An 18,589-nucleotide genomic window follows, 5' to 3' on the forward strand; every position below is an offset into this window, starting at 1 on the left:
CATGGCAATCATGAGAAAAGGAGCGATTGTTTTGAAGAAAAAGTATATAAAATGGCTGTTTTCTGGCATCATGCTGATAGCACTTTGTATCAGCCAGTCGTCATCAACTGAAGCAAGATCACCAGCGTGGTCAGTAGATGAATTCTTTAAAAATCGGGAAGGCACGTTTGTGATTCAAGAAGTAAAAGAAAAGTCCCCTTGGGTGTATAACAAAAAAAGAGCGAAAGAGCGCTTTGCGCCCCAATCGACATTTAAGGTAGCAAATGCCTTAATCGGACTCCAAACAGGCGCAGTGAGGGATGAATACGACATCAAATATTGGGATGGCATAAAAAGAGAGATTGACAACTGGAATAGAGATCATACATTAGGGTCTGGCATGAGAGATTCAGTCGTCTGGTACTATCAAGCCATGGCACGTGACATTGGAGAAGAACGAATGACTCGTTGGGTGAGGGCCATTCATTATGGGAACAATGACATATCTGGTGGAATCGATCAATTTTGGTTAAGCAGTACCCTGCGAATTTCTCCTATCGAACAAGTTCGTTTCCTCAAACAGCTATATGAAGAGACTCTTCCATTTGACCTAAAGACCATGAGAACAGTCAAACGAATGATGGTACAAGAAGAAGAGAAGCACGCCACCCTTTACGGAAAAACAGGCTCCGGATCAGGCATCGGCTGGTACGTAGGTTTTATCAAACATGAACACAAAACCTACATCTTCGCCACAAATATCGAAGGCACCGGCATAGAAGCAAAAGACATCACCTATCGCATTTTGAAAAAATATCATTTGATTGAAGCATCCGTTTAGGGTGCTTTTTTATGTGAAAAAGGGGATATATTGATAAGTTGATGATATATGGTTTAGTTTGAAAGAATGATATATTTATAGAAATATATTGAAGTATCATTTCGAATGTATTATTATATATGGCGTAATGTTACAAATGTTACAAATATATGATGAGGAGATTAATATGAACCTAAAAAGAAAAGTAAATTGGAAAAGAAATATTGCAGCACTACTAGCGTTTGTGATGATTTTATCATTGTTTCCTACTGATATTTTTGCAGAAGGACATGACAAAAATACAAAATCAAGTCATAACAGCTTAGAAGAATTAGATAATTCAAAAGCTCTGGAAATGGCAGGTATTGACAAAAATGAAATTGGAAAGGATGGAGAAGTTCTTTCAGAAAGAACAGAAAACAGCAAGCTTTTTTATGAAGGAGAGGGTGTATTTACACAAGAGGTTTATCCTGATCCTATTCATATAAAAGAGGCTCCAGATGCTGAGTGGGAGGACATCTCTCCAGAATTAAAGACGATCTCGAAAAAAGAAATAGAAACAGAAAATGCGAAATTAGAAACAACTTTTCAAAAGCAAATGAAACAAGGACTATATGCAACATTTGAACACAAGAAGCATCAAATTGAATTTTCAATTTTAAACGCTTCAGGGAAAAACAAATCAGAAATCAATTCCAAAGATACCTCTGCACAATTTAAAGAGAACACCAACGAGCTTACATATGAAGAGGTATTTCCAAATATAGATTTACGATCATTTACCTTTAATGAAAACAACAAAGAAGATATTGTACTCAATCAATATGATGGCTACAATTCATTTACATTTAAAATAAAGACTGATCTAACTGGGGAAATTGAGGAAGACGGTTCTATTACATTTTATGATCAGAAAAAACGGACCATTTTTCAAGTCCCTAAACCGTTTATGACGGATTCTAATTTAGATGAAAAGTCAGGTGAAGTGGCTCGCTCAGAAGATGTGAGCTTTAAACTAGAAAAAGAAGACGATGGTTATTTACTTCGTGTGACAGCAGATGAAAAATGGCTCAAAGATCCTGAACGAGTTTATCCTGTGTCTATCGATCCTTCGACTTCTTTATCTGTGTCAGCAGACACATTTATCATGAGTAAGTACCCAACAACAAATTATTCATCCTCTACGCAAAAATGGGATGCTAAACTTAAAAGTTATGTACTCAAAACAGGTTATTACGATAAAACAACTGGTACAAACTATGCGTTTATGAAGTTTAATTCATTCAAGCCGATTCAAAATATGAATGTAACAAAAGCGACGCTTAAAACATATGTTGCTCATTCATATTACGGGACGAAGGCTACTGGTCTTTGGCTGGATACAGTGAATGCCAACTATGACCATACAAAACTAACATGGAACAATAAACCAAGCTCCAAAAACATCGGCAAAGCCAATGTATATAAAGGACAATGGGCGAGCTATGATGTGACATCGACCATCAAAGCTTGGAATAGCGGAACAGCCAACTATGGATTTAAATTACATGCGAATGGAAATAAACAAGACCATTGGAAAAAACTGATCTCATCAACAAACTCAACCAAAAAACCAGTCATTGAAGTAACGTATACCATTCCACAGGCAAATGCACCAACTGTAAAAGGTTTTAGTAATGGAAATGGAACAGGTTACTTCAATTTAAGTTGGAAAAAGGTGTCTGGTGCTAAAGGCTATAAAGTATGGCTATATAACGGAAAAGAGTATGAAGCCATTTCAGTTGGAAATGTAGCATCATGGAGTACAAAAGGAAAAAATATATGGCCGACAGCAAGCGAGATTGCAGCTAAAAAATATAAACTTCATTTAGATGGAAAAGGTGGCACTGAATTAGCAGTTGATCCTTCTCCAGTTTACAAAAACTCAGGCGGCAATTATGCGACAAGTAAAAATTATTGGGTAGCTGTAAGTGCAATTTTTGACCAAGGTGAAGGCGCAATGTCAGCAAAAGTAAAACCTGTCGTGCCAAATGTAGCTAGAGCGAAAGCACCTAGTACAAAAGGCTTCAATAATAACAACGCAACAGGTTACTTTGATCTTTCTTGGAATTCAGTTTCCGGTGCGACCGGTTATAAATTACAAATGTTTAATGGGAAAAGCTACGAGACATTGGATCTTGGGAATCAAACATCATGGTCAACAAAAGGGAAAAAAGTATGGCCGACAGTTGCTGAGATCAAAGCAGGTAAATATGCATTGCACCTCAAAGATGGCAAAGGGGCGGAGCTTCCAATTCATCCTGGTGCGACTTACAAAAATGCTGGAGGAGATGCGGCTCAAAAACATTATTCCTTCAGAGTGATTGCCTACAATAAAGATGGAGAAGCTATTGCTTCACCGCCAGCTGGACCAACTTTACCTGATTTATCTAGACCGAAAGCTTTATCTGGATATGCTTATACCAATACAAAAGAGAGCCAAACAGGTTATTTCAATTTACATTGGGACAAAGTGAAAAGTGCAAAAGGATATAAAATTAACATCTATAATGGTAAGGCATATCAATCATTTGATGTGGGTGATGTCGATCACTGGACAACACAAAACAAGAATATTTGGCCGACTCCTACTGAAGTTAAAAGTGGGAAATATGTGCTTCATACAGATGGAAAGGGCGGAGAATTAGCGCTAGACCCATCACCAGTATATGAAAATGCGAATGGAAATTATAAAGGACGCAAGAACTACTCCTTTACCCTTTCCGCCTACGATGCAAATGGAGAAACCATTCCGACACCAGCCTTTAACCCGACATTCCATGAAGGGGCCGAATTTCTTGGAACAGAGGATTACTGGTCGATTATTGATATACCAGACGGTCAGCTTAATGGTGCAACTGGTAATGTCATTGTCAGTGAAGAAGAAATGTCGATTGATGGAAGAGGACCGGGACTTGGAATTGCTCGCACCTACAACAGTTTAGATGCAGCTGACCATCTGTTTGGTCAAGGGTGGTACGCAGATGTAGAAACGAGTATCACGCCAACAAAAGAAGGTGCCATCTATCTTGATGAGGATGCCACAACTCATGTTTTTACAAAAAAAGCAGATGGTACGTATCAACCACCAACAGGTATTTTCCTTGAATTAACGGAATCAAAAGATGAATACATGTTAAAAACGAAGGATCAAACCTTTGCACACTTTAGTAAAAACGGTGGGAAAATCACCAAGGTTGTAGATGGACATAAAAATACAACGACATACAAATATAACGAAAACAATCAGCTCACTTCAATAGAAGATGCATCTGGCCGAAAAATAACAATGGATTATGATGAAGATGGTCATATCATCTCGGTTCAAGGACCAAAAGGGAAAAAGCTTTCATATGAGTATGATGCAGGTTTACTAACGAAAGTCATAGATTCAGATGGAACAAGTATCTCATATGAATACGATAAAGAAGGCAGATTGATTAAACAATTCTCTCAAAACAGTACAAAAGATCAGCCTGTTTTTACAGAATATCAATATGAAAATCATCGTTTAGTCAAGGCAATTAATGCAAAAAAAGAAACCTTTGAGTATGCATATGATTTATCTAAAAAGACACTCATGCTAACGCAGCCAAACGGGCGAAAAATACAGTATACGTATAACGAAGCAGCCAATCCAATTCAAGTTGTAGATGATGCGGAAGGGCTTAAAATCACCACTAAAACCAAATATGAAGGCAACCAAATCGTAGAAGAAACTGACCCAAATGATGTAGAGAAAGGAAAAGCTACAGAAAGCTATTCGTATGACAAAAATGGCAACGTCATTCAGGCGAAAGATGCTTACGGGACAGAAACCTACGAGTATAACAAAAATAATGATGTCACTAAAGTGAAAGATACAGAAGGGGATATTACAGATATCGCCTACGATGGATTAGATGCTGTATCTGAGACAGATCAAAGTGGAAATATGTCTTCAGCAAGCATTTATGACTCGTACGGGAATTTGGTACAAACGAGTAAAGAACTTGCTGCAGGTGCGAGTATATTGAAAAATGGCAGTTTTGAAGATACGCTAACTGGCTGGAAGCTTACAGCATCTAAGGATGACGGGAAATTAGCGCAAACAGCTGGAAAAAGTGGTGTGTTATCTGGTAATCGAGTGTTAGAGATCAGTTCACAATCTACAACGGAAGGAACAGAACTTGGCTATTCTTCTGCTACTCAAGAAGTAATACTAGAGCCAAGTACGACGTATACACTGAGTGGAAAAATAAAGACAGAGCTAACGAAAGCAAGAGCATTTTTTAACATTGATTTAAGAGATACAAATAACAAGCGAATTCAATGGATCAGCAACGGCTACAGCACATTATCAGGCAAAAACGATTGGACAAAACGCCAAGTCACGTTTACGACGCCATCTCATGCAGGCAAAGCTGTGATCTATATGGAAGTGGATCATCGAGATAAGGCTGGAAAAGGAAAAGCTTGGTTCGATGAGATTCAGCTAGAAAAAGGCGAAGTTTCATCAAGTTATAATCCAGTCAAAAATAATTCCTTTACGGATAAAACAACAAGCTGGAGTGGGTCAGGTGGTTCATTAGATAATGAAGAAGGCTTTAACGATGACGTTTCGTTAAAAATGACAAGAACCTCTTCATCTCAAGCGAATGTCATCTATAAACAATCTGTACCGATTGAACAAAGTGCAAATGATCAATCTGTGTATGTCACATTGACTGGGATGTCTAAGGCTGAAAATGTCAAAGTCTCAAATGAAAATGACTACTCACTTCAAGCGTCCGTTACGTATACAGATGGCACAACAGGAACGTTTAATGCGAAATTCCCAACCGGTACACAAGAGTGGAACCGAGCAGCGGTTGTCATACCAAAAACAAAACCATTGAAAAAAGTCGACGTTCAGATTGTTTTCCAAAAAAGCGCGACTGGAACGGTTTGGTTTGATGATATCCGTCTAGTAGAAGGTAGTCTTTTAACGAAAACCACTTACGACGAGAAAGGGAACTATGCTGTTAAAGAAGAGGATGAGCTTGGTTACTCATCTCAATCTACCTACGACGAAACGGGCAAAAAGCTTTCTGAAACCGACGCGAAAGGCGAAAAAACAACATTCGAATATGACCAGGCTGATCAGCTGAAGAAAATCACTTTGTCTAACGGGACATCCATTGTGAGAACGTATGATAAAGAGGGCAATGAACAGTCGAAAACCATTCGTGCAGAGTCAGATCAGACGTATCAATTTGAATACGACCTTATGGGCAAATTGACAAAAACCATTGATCCATTAGGAAATGTGTTAAAAAGTGAATATGATGCGAATAGCAACTTAATCAAAACCATTTCTGCTAATGGACATGAAGTGTCTCTCACGTATGATGGAACAGACCGAGTGAAATCCAAGTCATACAATGGGACAGAAAAATATCACTTTAGCTATGATAAAAACGGGAACGAAACAACGGTTGTCAACAAAGAACAAAACACAACCAAAAACAGAACGTTCGACCAACAAAACCGCATCACAAAGTTAACGGAGCGCAGCAGCAGCCAAACTTGGACGTATCCAACCAATTCAGATAAACTGAAATACTTTGAGTGGACACACGGAAATCAAAAAGGAACGAACCAATTCAGTTATAATAAGCTTGATCAAATGACGCAGATGAAGGATTCGAGTTCTACGTATTCGTTTGATTATGATGAAAACGGAAATGTCCAGTCCTTTATTACAGGTAACGGCAGTGGTGCTAGCTTTGCTTATGATGAGCGCAACTTAATCAATGATTTGCACATTGGAACAAGCCAAGGCACGACGATCTTAAACGAAGCTTACGAATATGATCAAAATGGAAACAGAATAACGGTTGATCAAGGAAGCAACGGGAAGATTCGTTATGAATATGGAAAATTAGATCAATTGATCAAAGAAAGTCATCCAGATGGCACGGTCATTGAGTACACATATGATGGGTTTGGAAACAGAAAAACAGTTACGACTGAAAAAAATGGCACTAAAAAAACAATCAACGCATCATTCAACATCATGAACCAACTGACAAAGGTAAATGATGAGACTTTAACTTATGACAAAAATGGCAACCGAACGTCTGACGGACAATTCCTTTATGAATGGGATGCAGAAGATAACATAACGGCCATCACGAAAAAAGGCGAAGACAAGCCACTTGTCACTTACAAATATGATGAGCGTGGATACAGAATTCAAAAAACAGTGAATGGAAAAGTCACCAATTACTTTTATGACGGCGACAGCCTGAATGTTTTATATGAAACAGATGGAGACAACAAAGTCACAAAATTATACACATACGGTGACAGTGGACAACTCCTTGCATTCACACAAAACGAGAAAAAATATTTCTATCACTACAATGCACACGGTGATGTCATAGCCATCACAAATAGTGCAGGAAAAATCGCCGCTGAGTACGAATACGATACATGGGGCGTTCCAACAAAAGTAAAAGAAGATGAAGAAGTAAAAGGAAACCCATATCGCTATGCTGGTTACCGCTTCGACGAAGAAACAGGACTTTACTATTTAATCGCCCGATACTATGAACCAAAAAACGGCGTATTCTTATCACTTGACCCAGACCCAGGAAGCGATGGAGATTCACTAGATCAAAACGGATATACCTATGGAAACAACAACCCAGTCATGAATGTGGACCCAGACGGCCATTGGGTATGGTTTGTTGTCAATGCAGGATTTGCGGCATATGATGGATACAAAGCACATAAATCAGGAAAAAATTGGAAAGGCGTGGCGGCTGCAACCGTATCAGGATTTTTGGGTGGTGGAAAATTAAAGGGAGCGAAAAGGGCTTATAATTTTACGAAAAGTAGCGGAAAACGAAAAGTAAAGAGTGTTGATTGGGACCATATCAAATCAGGTCACTCTGCAAAATCTAAAAAGAAAAATAAGGGAAAATTTAGAAGTAATAAAACATTAAAAAGAACTACACGGGATACCTTGAAGACGGGAAAGGCTAGAGCTGGGAATAAACCTGGCTCAACAGTTTATGAGAAAACTTATAAAAAATATGTTGGTGTCAATGGGAAAGGAAAAAAAACAAAGAGAGTTAGAGTGGTAGTCCAAAAAGATGGTACTTTAAGAACAAGCTTTCCATATTAGGAGTTGAGATTATTGATAAGTAAAATAACTACAGAGAAAGTAATTGATTTTCCAAAAGAAGATCTAATTTATTTTAATGTTGGAAGAGATGAGAAAATATATAAGGTATTTCTTATTGATGATCAACTAATACTTCAAGTAGTCAAGGATCATATTATTATAATGAATAAATCATTAAATGAACTTGATTCTGATAGCTATATTTATTTAATACAAGAAATAAACGATACCATTGTCATTGTGTTTGAACAAGATTATATATGTAAAATAAATTTTTTAGATTTAAAACAAAATAATATGGTAGAAATATGTTCATTTTTACTAGGTGTCAATACATTTCATCTGGATGAGAATGGATTATTATGGATTGGTATGTCAGAAGAGGGGATATTTGATGAATTAAATCCTAAGGGTAAAGGAATTTACTGTATTAACTTAATTATAGGAGAAATGTTATTTGAGGAAGAATTTAAAGGGATAATGTATGAATGCTCTTCAATACAAACTCTAGGTTCAGAACTATACACTAGCTATGAAGAAGAGCAAACAATTGTTATTTCAACTTTTTCTTACGATTTAAACCCTGAAAATCAGTCATGTCAAAAAAAGAAAATGTACCACCTAGATAGAAAAGAATACAGGTACTGTGACCAACTATATGTTTCTGAGAGTCAAATCTTGTTATTTAATAATATGGAAAATAAACAGTATGCTTTTAAAATAGTTGACGATGAAATGTTTATTATGAAATTATTTTTAGATGGAATTGATCCCTCACAGTGTGATCCTACTTACAAAGTAGTTGGAGAATATCTTTATATTTTGGTAGAAAATAAGCTATATAGAAGTAAATTAATTTAGTAGTAAGAATGTCATGAATTACTTTTAGTATTAAATTTAAAACCCTCTCTAGGAATTAGGGAGGGTTTTATACTGGAGGAAAAGTTGAAGAAAGTTAAATTAAACACGCTGACCAAAGAATCTATCGCAGATATCGAAAAAGAGATATCAAATATCGCACTGAATCTAGTGAAAGAAAAACAAGCAAAATTTAAAGATTTAGGTTTACGATCAATGCTGAATTTGGACGATTCGTATATGGAAAAAAATCTAGAGGGAGAGAAATTCAAGTCTCAGATTGTTTTACAGCAGGTTATCATTCATCCATATATTTTTCAGTAGATTATCTAAATGGCGAAGAGTTTCATGATGGTGAAGAAGGTGATCAAGGTTATTGTATAGACCATCTTGATATTTGGATTTGTGTATCCAATAATCTCGTGAGCAAAAAAGGATATTTAATAGAATTTGAAAATGAAGCAGATTTGCGGGGAATGATTTTACCATTAATTGATGAACTTTATGAAGAAGCAACAGAAATTCTTCAATTTCTAAGCGGCTAGGATTTTTTCAACCGGTCTAAAAGGAAGAGAAATGGTGCTTCAATGGGAACAAGATAAAGAAGAGCATTTGCAGTAAAGAAAGCAAATGAATAAAATAAGCAAACATTCAAGGCCAAGGTGATTAAAATTTTATTAGGAGGCTTATAAGAAGTGTATTTGAAAAATATACAATTAATGTCAGATGACGATCGTGGAATTTTAGCTAGTCAATCCCTTTGTATGACTGAAATGTTTTTATATGAATTAGAAAAGAAATTTCAAACGAAAGATTGTGAGGCTATTGTTTTGATATGTGGATCTTTTAAAGACTACAAATTAATTAGTACCTCAAAAGAAGAACCTAACATGCTATTTTTAAAAAATACGTATGAGCTAGAAGTACCCTTTTGTTACAGTGAATTTGAAAATGCAATAAATAAGAAAAAAATCTTAGCAGAGATTTTGGAAAATGGGATGCTCTATCTGTGTGAACTAAAAAAATGGGGCAGTCAGCTAGTCAAAGCGACATTTAAGAAAATGAAAGAGAAGGAATATAAAGCGGAGATTAAAGGGAAAACAAAACTAAGTCCCGATAAAAAAAAGAAAGCTCACCCACTTATCGAATTAGATTTAAATCAGTTTACTCTTTATCTTGTAGTTGAAGATAATAAACGAAATATCTTAGATAAAAAATTAATTGCTGAAACCGATACCTACTTAGAAGAAATTTCTTATCATATGAGAGAGCTTAAATGGTTAACGGATCATGAAGTGGCACTTTTCAAACGTGCAAATAAAACAGTTTATACAAGTATACGTTTATCGTGATAAAGCGAAATGAGAATAGCATACATAACACTTGATGAAATAAAGAACGCAATATATAAAGAGTGTATTCTAAATGGGCTTTTGGGAAGAAGAACATAAGAAAAAGAACATCATGATTGGTGATGACGGACTAGATATTTTTGAAGAAGCGATCGAACAATTCTATGAAATGACTGAGGAACATTTGGAAAGAAAGCCAACGATTGATGAGACGCTTTTGACAATCATGACGGTCTTAAACAATGGAGGCAGTCACTATTTTGATGATTTAAATGAGAAAGAAGTAATGGATATTAAAGTAACAACTAAAAAAGCAAAAACTTTATCTAAAATAGAACCATTGAACTCCCATTAGAGGACATTGGAAAAATGAGCTATGCTTTAATCATTTCAGGTGAGGGAAAAAAGCAATATGATGATATTTTAATCCAATACTATGATTTATTCGTTGATGAAAGAATAGAAAAAAAAAGAGTTAAAACAATTGATGAAAAAAGAGAATGGGCTATTTGTTGCAAATTCAGGTTTGACAGGCTTTTTAAATGATTCATGGAAAGTCATCACAAAAATAAATCAAGATTTTATAAAAGAAGAGGATCTACAAAATCTGAAATTCGTGGAATACCGAGATGGAAATTATTACGTGAGCGAGGGAAAAGAAGGTTCCATTGCACCTGTTATGGACTTAGAGATTGCTGATCCAACAACGGCTAAAATGATATTTAACCCGATTGGTATACTTAGCGAATACACTATTAAAAGCATTCTTTCTTTATATTTTAAAGGTATGTCAATGGAGGATATTATCAAATATGAAATATAGGCAGTTTACAACGTGAAGTGAGTGTTGAGTAAGGAATGATGTAATGAATGGACGAACTAAAAATGCTAGACTGTTTAAATAAAATACGAAAAGTCTTAGAGGGGACGATTACCAGAGAACAAGTATCTGATTGGGCTGAAATTTACGTTTCTTCAGACGATCTAGAAATAGACGATGATCAAGTTTGGGATATGTTGATTCTTTTGAGTGGAATTGATTTGAAAGATTCACCTCATTCTTACTTGCATTGTGCAGATGATTTGAATGACTGGATAGAAAAGTACCAATAGTTCCTATATATCAGCTTGCTATATTCCTATGGTTAAGGCTCAATCTAAATAAAAGGAGTTGCATCCGAAAGAATTAGAAACCGCCATCCAATTACCTGCGAAAAAACGTTATGACTATTTCATCAAAAAGATTGTTGATTTTGAGGAGGTTTGGTCATTAAGAAATGAGAATGGATGGGTGATGTCAGAGGATGAACATCGTGTACCACAGCTTCATTTTTGGCCGACAAAGGAACATGCTGCTTATTGTGCGGTTGAACCATGGGGAAAATCAAAGCCAGAAATGATTGATTTAGACGATTTTATAGAAGAGTGGCTGCCGAGAATGATAGCAGATGGAATCAATCCGTCCATTTTCTATAATCGAAATGATTCGGTGTCAATTGAAATTCAAACATTAAAAGAAGATATAGAGGAAGAATTAAAAAACTACTAGTTCAACAAGAGTGGAGGTAGTTGTTTGAAACGGCTTGAAGACTTATTTATTCGTTCAGAAAAAGAATTCAAATTCTATCAGAATTTAGTAGACCATGTGTTTGACACAAATAAAGAGCTGCCACAACAAGTCTTCCGTAAGACATTTGATTGTTTTTTGTTTCAAGAGTTTGATTGGGCATTGAGTGATGATATTTTACCAACCATAAAAGAGTTATCAACTGTTACTCAAGATAGAGAATTTTTGACTGCAGTCCTTCAACCAGATCCAACCGAATATTATTTGAAGGAATTTGGTTATTATAATTGGCTGAAAGCGAGTGTGAACATTTCAGGTGAGGATTATGTAAATGCACTATGGACGCACCCAAAAGAGTCAATAGCGGATGATATCATAACGAATTCATACATAGTGATCTGGTTATCGCATTCTTTGCAGTGGGCGATTTGGGCAGATAGAGATATGGAAATTTGTATCATAGGAATGGTATCAACAAAAGATTCTGTGGAAAAGCGTTTATTAAAAGAAGGGTGGAAACCAATGGATCACCCTATTTTAGCAAATTGGTTTGAAGGATTATTGAAGGATCAAAAAACATTCGATGACTATATCACTCAAATGCTATCTCATTATGCGTCATGTTACAAGCGCTGAAATGGAGTATTAATGACTGATGATAGACCCATCTGAAGATATGAAAGGAGCATATAGTGAAACATTTGTTTATATCCGATCCAAAAGAATTTGAACATGTTCTATCGTTTGTTCATTCGCTCGTTCACAGTACAAAGACATTCCCTGATCAAGTGTTGAAAACGAAAACCCCTCATTATTTATTCGAAGAATTCCATTGGTTGTTATCAGATGGTAGCTGGGACATGTTAAAAGGTTTAGCTTTGAATCATCATGATGACTATATACTCATGGCTGTATTAGATGAGCAGAAGAGCATGGATGATTATTATCGTGATTTTGGTTATTATCCTTGGGTGAAAATCCCATTAAACCTCACGCTAAGTGATTACCTTGATCTCTTAACGGATTATCCGATAGAGAGTGTAAATGATAGCATAATGGATATTGCTTCACGTGTGATATGGGTTTCCCCTTCTGCAAAATGGATCATTTATGGCGAAAGAGGTTATGAGATAGGAGTATTAGCGATTCATCAATTAGAACAGATGAATAAACAATTGGTAAAAACGTGGAGAACTTTAGATGAGATTGTATTAGATTGGATTTCAGTTGTATTTCCGAATCAAAAACTTCTTGATGATTTTAAAAATGAACTTATTCGAAATTATAAAACTAAATAATAAATTTTACATATATCTACATGTTCTATGTATTTGAAGATAAGGTTATTCATTGTAAATATAAACACGAACACTGACTGGAGATTATGGTCAGATTTTGATACTGTAGAATATTTTTAGTTTCGTCTGATGTTTTAAATTGATGAGGTGGAGCAAGTAATGAGAATCGTATTAGCAAAAGAGAAAAATTTATTCGAAGTAAATGAATTAATAAAGAAAATCAATTTAAATGTAGAAGAGTATCATTGGGTCATAAGTGATGTGACACTCTCAATGCTTCATGATCGGAATAATCAATCTCATTCAGAAGTCATGCCGGATTATACGGATTTTTTATTTCTGAAGGGTGAACATTTCAAAAAATTCTTACATGACTATTCTTATTCTTTTATTTTCGCTGTTTTGACCGCATTGCCTCGTCATGTAGATCATTTGAATATCAGTTCAATACCTCAAATTGAAGATAATGAACGATATTGGAACGTGAATTATACACCCGTTATTCCTCAAGCTGTGTTTGAAATCGGATTTTTTGATTCGACAGATGTTATTTTTACAGGAGATCAGAATATCTTAAGCAAATTTCGAAAAAAAGCGGACTTTATTTCATTTGAAGAATATTTACAAACTCCGTGACAAGATAAGAATAGAGTTCATCCTGAAAAAATAGGGGAGTACGTTAGGAGAGTGAATGAGTTGTTTAGCAGTATAGAGAAATGGATCGATTATTTAGATGGTGTCTGTGATGTACTGGCATTCTCATTTGATTTTTTTTGTAAAGAACTAGTCATAAACATTAGTATAACTGAAATAAATGATGCTCGGTATCATGAATTGCGATTTATGAATGTGGCGAGTCTTTATTATAATGGGGGTGAAGGTAATGATAGATTTGAAGAATTGATACAAGAAGAGATGAATTGGCAAATTTTCGAATGCAGTTACCATCCTCAAGGGATAGGGAACCTTAAAAATGAACTACTTGAAGAATTTGAAGCAAATGCAAATTTTCTATTTAACATCAATGGGATGTTACTCGCAATAGAATCGAAAAACGTATGTTTCGATTCAAAAGAATTTATTTGCAGTGTATAGGAAGATCTCATTAGCGTCTAAATAAGAATTAAGAACAATGAGAGAATGGGGAAAGATCCATGAAAATCAGCCTCGATAAACAAGATTTATTCGATGATTTAAAACAACGTTATCAATACTTATTAGATACCGCTTATCCAGATGATATCATCTCTTTTGAAGAAGAAACTGCGATATGCTCAGGAGATTTTTATATGTTTTTTACACTTGTTGCAGGCAGCTTGAGTCTTGTGATCGATCATAAACGAATACCGAAAAAACAGTTAAACGTGCTGCGTCAGTCATTTGAAGAGCAATATCCCCAAATCAAATCTTATCAACATATCCTTGAATCGTATCCTTTATTGCATTCCTATGTTCAATACCATGAAGAAACAAGAAAACGAATCATTGCACTGATACAATAACCTCTTGGAGGCCAAACAATGACATGGTTTTTAAATGAAAAAATCCAGAAGCAAATCCCTGATTTCGATATCAGTCTTCTAAAGCAAATCAATGAATTTCACTACTTTAAAGAGTATAATGAACATTACGACTTGATCAACTGTATTGTTCTGCACATCCCATATGAATCCCCGAATCTACAAGCAGACATTCATCTGAAATTTACCAACGTCTCTTCTGTTCAAATCAGAGATTTGGAGTTAACAAATGATGACTATATTTTATTGGACATTCAGTTTTTGGATAGAGGCTGGGAAAATTTGAATTACTTTGTCGAAGACTTTGAAGAACAGTATTTTTCTTTTTATTGTGAAACGGTTCAAGTCATACAAGTCGTTTCAAATGAATCGGGCTAGTCTCTCTACATATGTGCGAATCATGCTTCTCCATTCCAACATAGAAAGGTGCAATGACATTGAATCGAATGATGAAATGGTTTTTATTTGCGGCAGTCATCGCTGGCTTATTGGTATGCGCACTCTTTGTGTTCCGTTTAAACCAGCCTAAGCCGACGACAAACATCCATTATGCAGACACACAAAACAAACAGCAAACACTCGATATGTACATGCCAAAGGGCAAAGATGAAGACAAAAAGAAGAAGCATCCAGTCATGATCTATCTCCATGGCGGCGGCTGGACAGGCGGCGATAAGAATAGAGTCGCTTCAAAGGCTGATTATTTTACCGGTCAAGGGTATGTGTTCGTTTCAATGAATTACAGGCTTCATCCTGATGCCAACTACGAGCAGATGGCAGATGATACGGCAAACGCCATTAAATGGGTGAAGGATCATGCGGATGAATATCAAATCGATTCATCAAAAATCAATGTTATGGGTCACTCAGCGGGCGGTCATTTGACGGCGCTGGTTGCCACAGATTCAACCTACTTAAAACGTGTGGGGCTGTCGCCAAAAACGATCAATTCCATTGTTGTTCTAGACGGACCGTTAAACCTCAATCAATTTATACAAGCCATCCCATCGTACAAAAAAGTCTTTGGCAAACAAGAGGAGAATTGGACAAAGGCATCACCTGTCACTTATATGAATCAAAAGAATGTACCTCCAGTCTATTTGGTTACAGGCTGGCAAAATCCTGAGGTGTACCGATTTGCAGAAAAACTGAATCATGATAAAGGTTCTAAGTTTGTCTTTCGGGTCCATTCGCTGAGCCACAGTGACTTGAATAAATGGTTTGGATCAGACAGAGCGCCAAAAGAAGCGCAAGAAATGACAAAGGCTGTCATGTCTTTTGTGAATAAACAGAATCAATAACGAAGACCGTATGCTCGACAATCTAATTTGCCGCAGTATATGATAAAGCGTAAATGGTTTGAACCAAAGGAGTGTATGTCGTTGTCATCACGTATGGAAAATAAAGTGTTCAATTGCGAAAAAGAGCTGACGCTGAATATTATCGGCGGTAAGTGGAAAATGCTGATTTTATGGCACCTTGGCAGAGAAGGGACAAAACGATTTGGTGAGTTAAAGTCGTTAATGCCTGGGATTACGCAAAGAATGCTTGTCAATCAGCTAAGAGAATTAGAGGAAGATCATATTGTGCATCGGGAGGTTTATCCTGTCGTTCCGCCAAAGGTTGAGTACTCTCTCACAGAACTAGGAGAAAGCTTAATGCCGATTTTAGAGGCGATGTATGATTGGGGCAAACAATATCTCGACAGCAATTTTTTAAAGGGTGATAAATAGTAATACATGCAAAAGATACTGGTCGAAAGACAGTATCTTTTTTGTAACCATATGCGAAAAAGTATAGTATGTAAAAAAAAAGTGCGTACTTGGAATGCTTCCATCCTGTTGTTATACTCATTTCATCGTGCAAGAAGCCCTATCCACGGAGCTCTTGAAGATGAGATGAAAAAACGGGAGTGAACGTTCATGAAATTACAATTAGCATTAGATTTAGTGAATATACCAGAAGCGATTGAGCTGATCAAAGAAGTAGAAGGATCTATCGATGTAGTTGAAATTGGAACACCTGTTGTGATCAACGAAGGCTTGCGTGCCGTTAAAGAAGTCAAACAGGCATTTCCAAACCTACGTGTACTCGCCGATCTGAAAATTATGGATGCGGCAGGTTATGAAGTGCAGCAGGCATCTGAAGCTGGAGCAGATATCGTGACCATTCTTGCAGCGGCAGAAGATATGTCCATTCAAGGAGCAGTGAAAGAAGCGAAAGCAAGAGGGAAACAGATTTTAGTGGATATGATAGGTATCAAAGATATCGCTGGCCGGGCAAAAGAGCTGGATGAGCTAGGAGTCGATTATATTTGTGTACACACAGGCTATGACCTGCAAGCGGTTGGACAAAACTCATTTGCTGACCTTATGACCATTAAACAAGTCGTCAAACAAGCGAAAACAGCCATTGCAGGCGGAATTAAGCTTGATACGTTACCTGAAGTCGTGAAATTAAATCCTGATTTGATCATTGTCGGCGGCGGTATCGCAAGCCAGGACAATAAAGCAGAAGTTGCCGCGCAAATGAAGCAGCTGATCGCACAATCATGAAGACCAGTGACTATGTGAAAGCCATTTTGAATGAACTTTCTGAGCACTCGCCCGCTATTCAAGACGAACAAACGGAGCGGCTTGTCTCAAGCATTTTAGCTACAAGAAAGGTCTTTGTGGCAGGTGCTGGTAGGTCTGGTTTGATGGGAAAATCATTTGCCATGAGACTCACACATATTGGCGTCAAGGCTTATGTGATCGGTGAGACCAATACACCATCCTTTACAGAAGAGGATCTCTTGATTGTGGGGAGCGGATCTGGCCGAACAGAGACTTTGCTTGTCCTTGCAAAAAAGGCGAAAGCAATTGGCGGAAAAGTGGCATCTTTCACGCTTTCTGCTGAGTCACCTCTAGCTGATCAATCGGATCAAGTCATCTTACTGTCAGGTGCGCCGAAGGATCAACAGGAAGGAAGCCATCATACCATTCAGCCAATGGGCTCGCTATTTGAGCAGTCCCTTCTTCTGACATACGATGCGGTCATTTTGCGGTTAATGGAAATGAAAAAGCTCGACACACAGACAATGTACGGGCATCATGCAAATTTAGAATAGTCATTTTTAACGCCTTTCCTTTCTTAGAAGGAGGGGCTTTTTCATTTTCATCAAGCTCAGAATCTTGACATCAATCATTTGTTGTAACTATAATTGTTACATCGTTAAAGAAAAAGCGTAAACACGGAAGGAAGATGAACATGAAAGTACAAATCTGGTCAGATATCGCCTGTCCTTTTTGTTATATAGGAAAAAAACAACTAGAAACAGCACTTGAACAATTCCCTCAAAAGGAACAGGTGGAAATCGAGTTTAAAAGCTTTGAGCTTGATCCACATGCACCTGCTGATGTCGATTTTGATGTCCATGATATGCTCGTCAAAAAATATGGGATGAGCCGCAGCCAGGCTATGGCGATGAATGAGCAGGTGAAGCAGGCCGGCAAAGAGAAAGGAATCGATTTTCAATTTGATCCACTCGTGTTGACAAACACCTTTGATGCCCACCAGTTGGCGCAATATGCTGGCCAAATGGGAAAAGGCGATTTTGTTATGGGAGAGCTGTTTCAAGCATATTTTACAGATGGAAAGCATGTTGGTGATCGTCAAACCCTTTTAGACATTGCAGAAAAAGCAGGTCTTGATTTGCAGGAAGTACAGCAAGTGTTAAGCGGCGAAGAATTTGCTGATCATGTCCGAAAAGACGAACAAGAAGCGAGACAGCTTGGTATCAATGCTGTTCCGTTTTTCTTGATCAATGACAAGTATTCAGTTGCAGGTGCACAGCCAGCTGATACGTTCCTGCGTGCACTTGAAACGGCTTGGACAGAAGAAGCAGCTCAAGCTGAGAAAGCGGCTGCCAATTCATTTGAAGCAGCATGTGCAGATGGTGTATGCGCAGTGCCTGCCCCTAAAGAAGAGATCTAACCATATAAAAAATGAGCCTTCTCCAAAA

The 18,589-nt window shown here is 36.9% G+C and carries 20 protein-coding genes; all 20 read left to right on the forward strand.

Annotation, left to right across the window (positions count from 1 at the left end; translation table 11 throughout):
- Window positions 1-31 precede the first annotated feature (31 nt).
- Window positions 32-820, forward strand: coding sequence for a BPU family class D beta-lactamase (gene blaBPU / locus MHI11_RS06690; RefSeq protein WP_340960730.1), 789 nt, complete (start codon window positions 32-34; stop codon window positions 818-820).
- A 166-nt stretch (window positions 821-986) separates the two neighbouring features.
- Window positions 987-7,991 (forward strand): DNRLRE domain-containing protein, encoded by a 7,005-nt coding sequence (locus MHI11_RS06695; RefSeq protein WP_340960731.1) that lies wholly within the window; start codon window positions 987-989, stop codon window positions 7,989-7,991.
- 12 nt (window positions 7,992-8,003) lie between these two features.
- Window positions 8,004-8,852 carry a hypothetical protein gene (locus MHI11_RS06700; protein ID WP_065098486.1) on the forward strand — a complete coding sequence of 283 codons (849 nt, stop codon included), beginning with the start codon at window positions 8,004-8,006 and terminating at the stop codon, window positions 8,850-8,852.
- A gap of 84 nt (window positions 8,853-8,936) precedes the next feature.
- On the forward strand, window positions 8,937-9,173 hold the full coding sequence (locus MHI11_RS06705; protein ID WP_265208144.1) for a hypothetical protein: 237 nt from the start codon (window positions 8,937-8,939) through the stop codon (window positions 9,171-9,173).
- Window positions 9,174-9,544: 371 nt separating this feature from the next.
- Complete coding sequence (locus MHI11_RS06710; RefSeq protein WP_265208145.1) at window positions 9,545-10,201, forward strand: hypothetical protein; 657 nt, start codon at window positions 9,545-9,547, stop codon at window positions 10,199-10,201.
- Window positions 10,202-10,274: 73 nt separating this feature from the next.
- Window positions 10,275-10,556 carry a hypothetical protein gene (locus MHI11_RS06715; RefSeq protein ID WP_340912137.1) on the forward strand — a complete coding sequence of 94 codons (282 nt, stop codon included), beginning with the start codon at window positions 10,275-10,277 and terminating at the stop codon, window positions 10,554-10,556.
- Window positions 10,557-10,688: 132 nt separating this feature from the next.
- The gene (locus MHI11_RS06720) at window positions 10,689-11,024 is read left to right on the forward strand and encodes a hypothetical protein (RefSeq protein ID WP_340960732.1); all 336 of its coding nucleotides are present in this window, start codon (window positions 10,689-10,691) and stop codon (window positions 11,022-11,024) included.
- A gap of 47 nt (window positions 11,025-11,071) precedes the next feature.
- On the forward strand, window positions 11,072-11,314 hold the full coding sequence (locus MHI11_RS06725; protein ID WP_340960734.1) for a DNA-binding protein: 243 nt from the start codon (window positions 11,072-11,074) through the stop codon (window positions 11,312-11,314).
- Between the two features lie 58 nt (window positions 11,315-11,372).
- Entirely contained in the window at window positions 11,373-11,750 is a 378-nt protein-coding gene (locus MHI11_RS06730; RefSeq protein WP_044139559.1) for a DUF2750 domain-containing protein, read from the forward strand.
- Window positions 11,751-11,774: 24 nt separating this feature from the next.
- A complete protein-coding gene (locus MHI11_RS06735) occupies window positions 11,775-12,404 on the forward strand; it encodes a hypothetical protein (protein WP_106035318.1) in 630 nt (209 codons plus the stop codon).
- Window positions 12,405-12,460: 56 nt separating this feature from the next.
- On the forward strand, window positions 12,461-13,066 hold the full coding sequence (locus MHI11_RS06740) for a hypothetical protein (RefSeq protein WP_340960735.1): 606 nt from the start codon (window positions 12,461-12,463) through the stop codon (window positions 13,064-13,066).
- A 159-nt stretch (window positions 13,067-13,225) separates the two neighbouring features.
- Window positions 13,226-13,702: a hypothetical protein gene (locus MHI11_RS06745; protein WP_340960736.1), complete on the forward strand. Its 477-nt coding sequence runs from the start codon at window positions 13,226-13,228 to the stop codon at window positions 13,700-13,702.
- 51 nt (window positions 13,703-13,753) lie between these two features.
- Window positions 13,754-14,161: a YxiG family protein gene (locus MHI11_RS06750; protein ID WP_437435406.1), complete on the forward strand. Its 408-nt coding sequence runs from the start codon at window positions 13,754-13,756 to the stop codon at window positions 14,159-14,161.
- A gap of 59 nt (window positions 14,162-14,220) precedes the next feature.
- Window positions 14,221-14,568 (forward strand): YxiJ family protein, encoded by a 348-nt coding sequence (locus MHI11_RS06755; RefSeq protein WP_340960737.1) that lies wholly within the window; start codon window positions 14,221-14,223, stop codon window positions 14,566-14,568.
- 18 nt (window positions 14,569-14,586) lie between these two features.
- The gene (locus MHI11_RS06760; RefSeq protein WP_044139555.1) at window positions 14,587-14,964 is read left to right on the forward strand and encodes a hypothetical protein; all 378 of its coding nucleotides are present in this window, start codon (window positions 14,587-14,589) and stop codon (window positions 14,962-14,964) included.
- A 53-nt stretch (window positions 14,965-15,017) separates the two neighbouring features.
- Window positions 15,018-15,887, forward strand: a complete 870-nt coding sequence (locus MHI11_RS06765) for an alpha/beta hydrolase (RefSeq protein WP_340960738.1) — start codon at window positions 15,018-15,020, stop codon at window positions 15,885-15,887.
- A 75-nt stretch (window positions 15,888-15,962) separates the two neighbouring features.
- The gene (locus MHI11_RS06770; protein ID WP_309175241.1) at window positions 15,963-16,319 is read left to right on the forward strand and encodes a winged helix-turn-helix transcriptional regulator; all 357 of its coding nucleotides are present in this window, start codon (window positions 15,963-15,965) and stop codon (window positions 16,317-16,319) included.
- 189 nt (window positions 16,320-16,508) lie between these two features.
- Window positions 16,509-17,141 (forward strand): 3-hexulose-6-phosphate synthase, encoded by a 633-nt coding sequence (hxlA, locus tag MHI11_RS06775; protein ID WP_003216301.1) that lies wholly within the window; start codon window positions 16,509-16,511, stop codon window positions 17,139-17,141.
- Window positions 17,138-17,695, forward strand: coding sequence for a 6-phospho-3-hexuloisomerase (gene hxlB / locus MHI11_RS06780; protein WP_319609963.1), 558 nt, complete (start codon window positions 17,138-17,140; stop codon window positions 17,693-17,695). Before hxlA ends, hxlB begins: the two co-directional genes overlap by 4 nt.
- Before the next feature lie 140 nt (window positions 17,696-17,835).
- Window positions 17,836-18,561 (forward strand): DsbA family oxidoreductase, encoded by a 726-nt coding sequence (locus tag MHI11_RS06785; protein ID WP_340960739.1) that lies wholly within the window; start codon window positions 17,836-17,838, stop codon window positions 18,559-18,561.
- Window positions 18,562-18,589: the final 28 nt, after the last annotated feature.

Origin of the sequence: Bacillus sp. FSL K6-3312 (assembly GCF_038007485.1) — a bacterium.
GTDB classification, from domain to species: domain Bacteria; phylum Bacillota; class Bacilli; order Bacillales; family Bacillaceae; genus Bacillus; species Bacillus pumilus.

What these genes read in the sequence shown, in the direction of transcription:
- hxlB (WP_319609963.1), top strand. Translation starts at nt 17,138, where the DNA reads ATGAAGACCAGTGACTATGTGAAAGCCATTTTGAATGAACTTTCTGAG.
- MHI11_RS06695 (WP_340960731.1), top strand. Translation starts at nt 987, where the DNA reads ATGAACCTAAAAAGAAAAGTAAATTGGAAAAGAAATATTGCAGCACTA.
- MHI11_RS06720 (WP_340960732.1), top strand. Translation starts at nt 10,689, where the DNA reads ATGAAAAAAGAGAATGGGCTATTTGTTGCAAATTCAGGTTTGACAGGC.
- hxlA (WP_003216301.1), top strand. Translation starts at nt 16,509, where the DNA reads ATGAAATTACAATTAGCATTAGATTTAGTGAATATACCAGAAGCGATT.
- MHI11_RS06725 (WP_340960734.1), top strand. Translation starts at nt 11,072, where the DNA reads ATGGACGAACTAAAAATGCTAGACTGTTTAAATAAAATACGAAAAGTC.
- MHI11_RS06770 (WP_309175241.1), top strand. Translation starts at nt 15,963, where the DNA reads ATGTCGTTGTCATCACGTATGGAAAATAAAGTGTTCAATTGCGAAAAA.
- MHI11_RS06760 (WP_044139555.1), top strand. Translation starts at nt 14,587, where the DNA reads ATGACATGGTTTTTAAATGAAAAAATCCAGAAGCAAATCCCTGATTTC.
- MHI11_RS06755 (WP_340960737.1), top strand. Translation starts at nt 14,221, where the DNA reads ATGAAAATCAGCCTCGATAAACAAGATTTATTCGATGATTTAAAACAA.
- MHI11_RS06715 (WP_340912137.1), top strand. Translation starts at nt 10,275, where the DNA reads ATGGGCTTTTGGGAAGAAGAACATAAGAAAAAGAACATCATGATTGGT.
- MHI11_RS06745 (WP_340960736.1), top strand. Translation starts at nt 13,226, where the DNA reads ATGAGAATCGTATTAGCAAAAGAGAAAAATTTATTCGAAGTAAATGAA.
- MHI11_RS06765 (WP_340960738.1), top strand. Translation starts at nt 15,018, where the DNA reads ATGACATTGAATCGAATGATGAAATGGTTTTTATTTGCGGCAGTCATC.
- MHI11_RS06785 (WP_340960739.1), top strand. Translation starts at nt 17,836, where the DNA reads ATGAAAGTACAAATCTGGTCAGATATCGCCTGTCCTTTTTGTTATATA.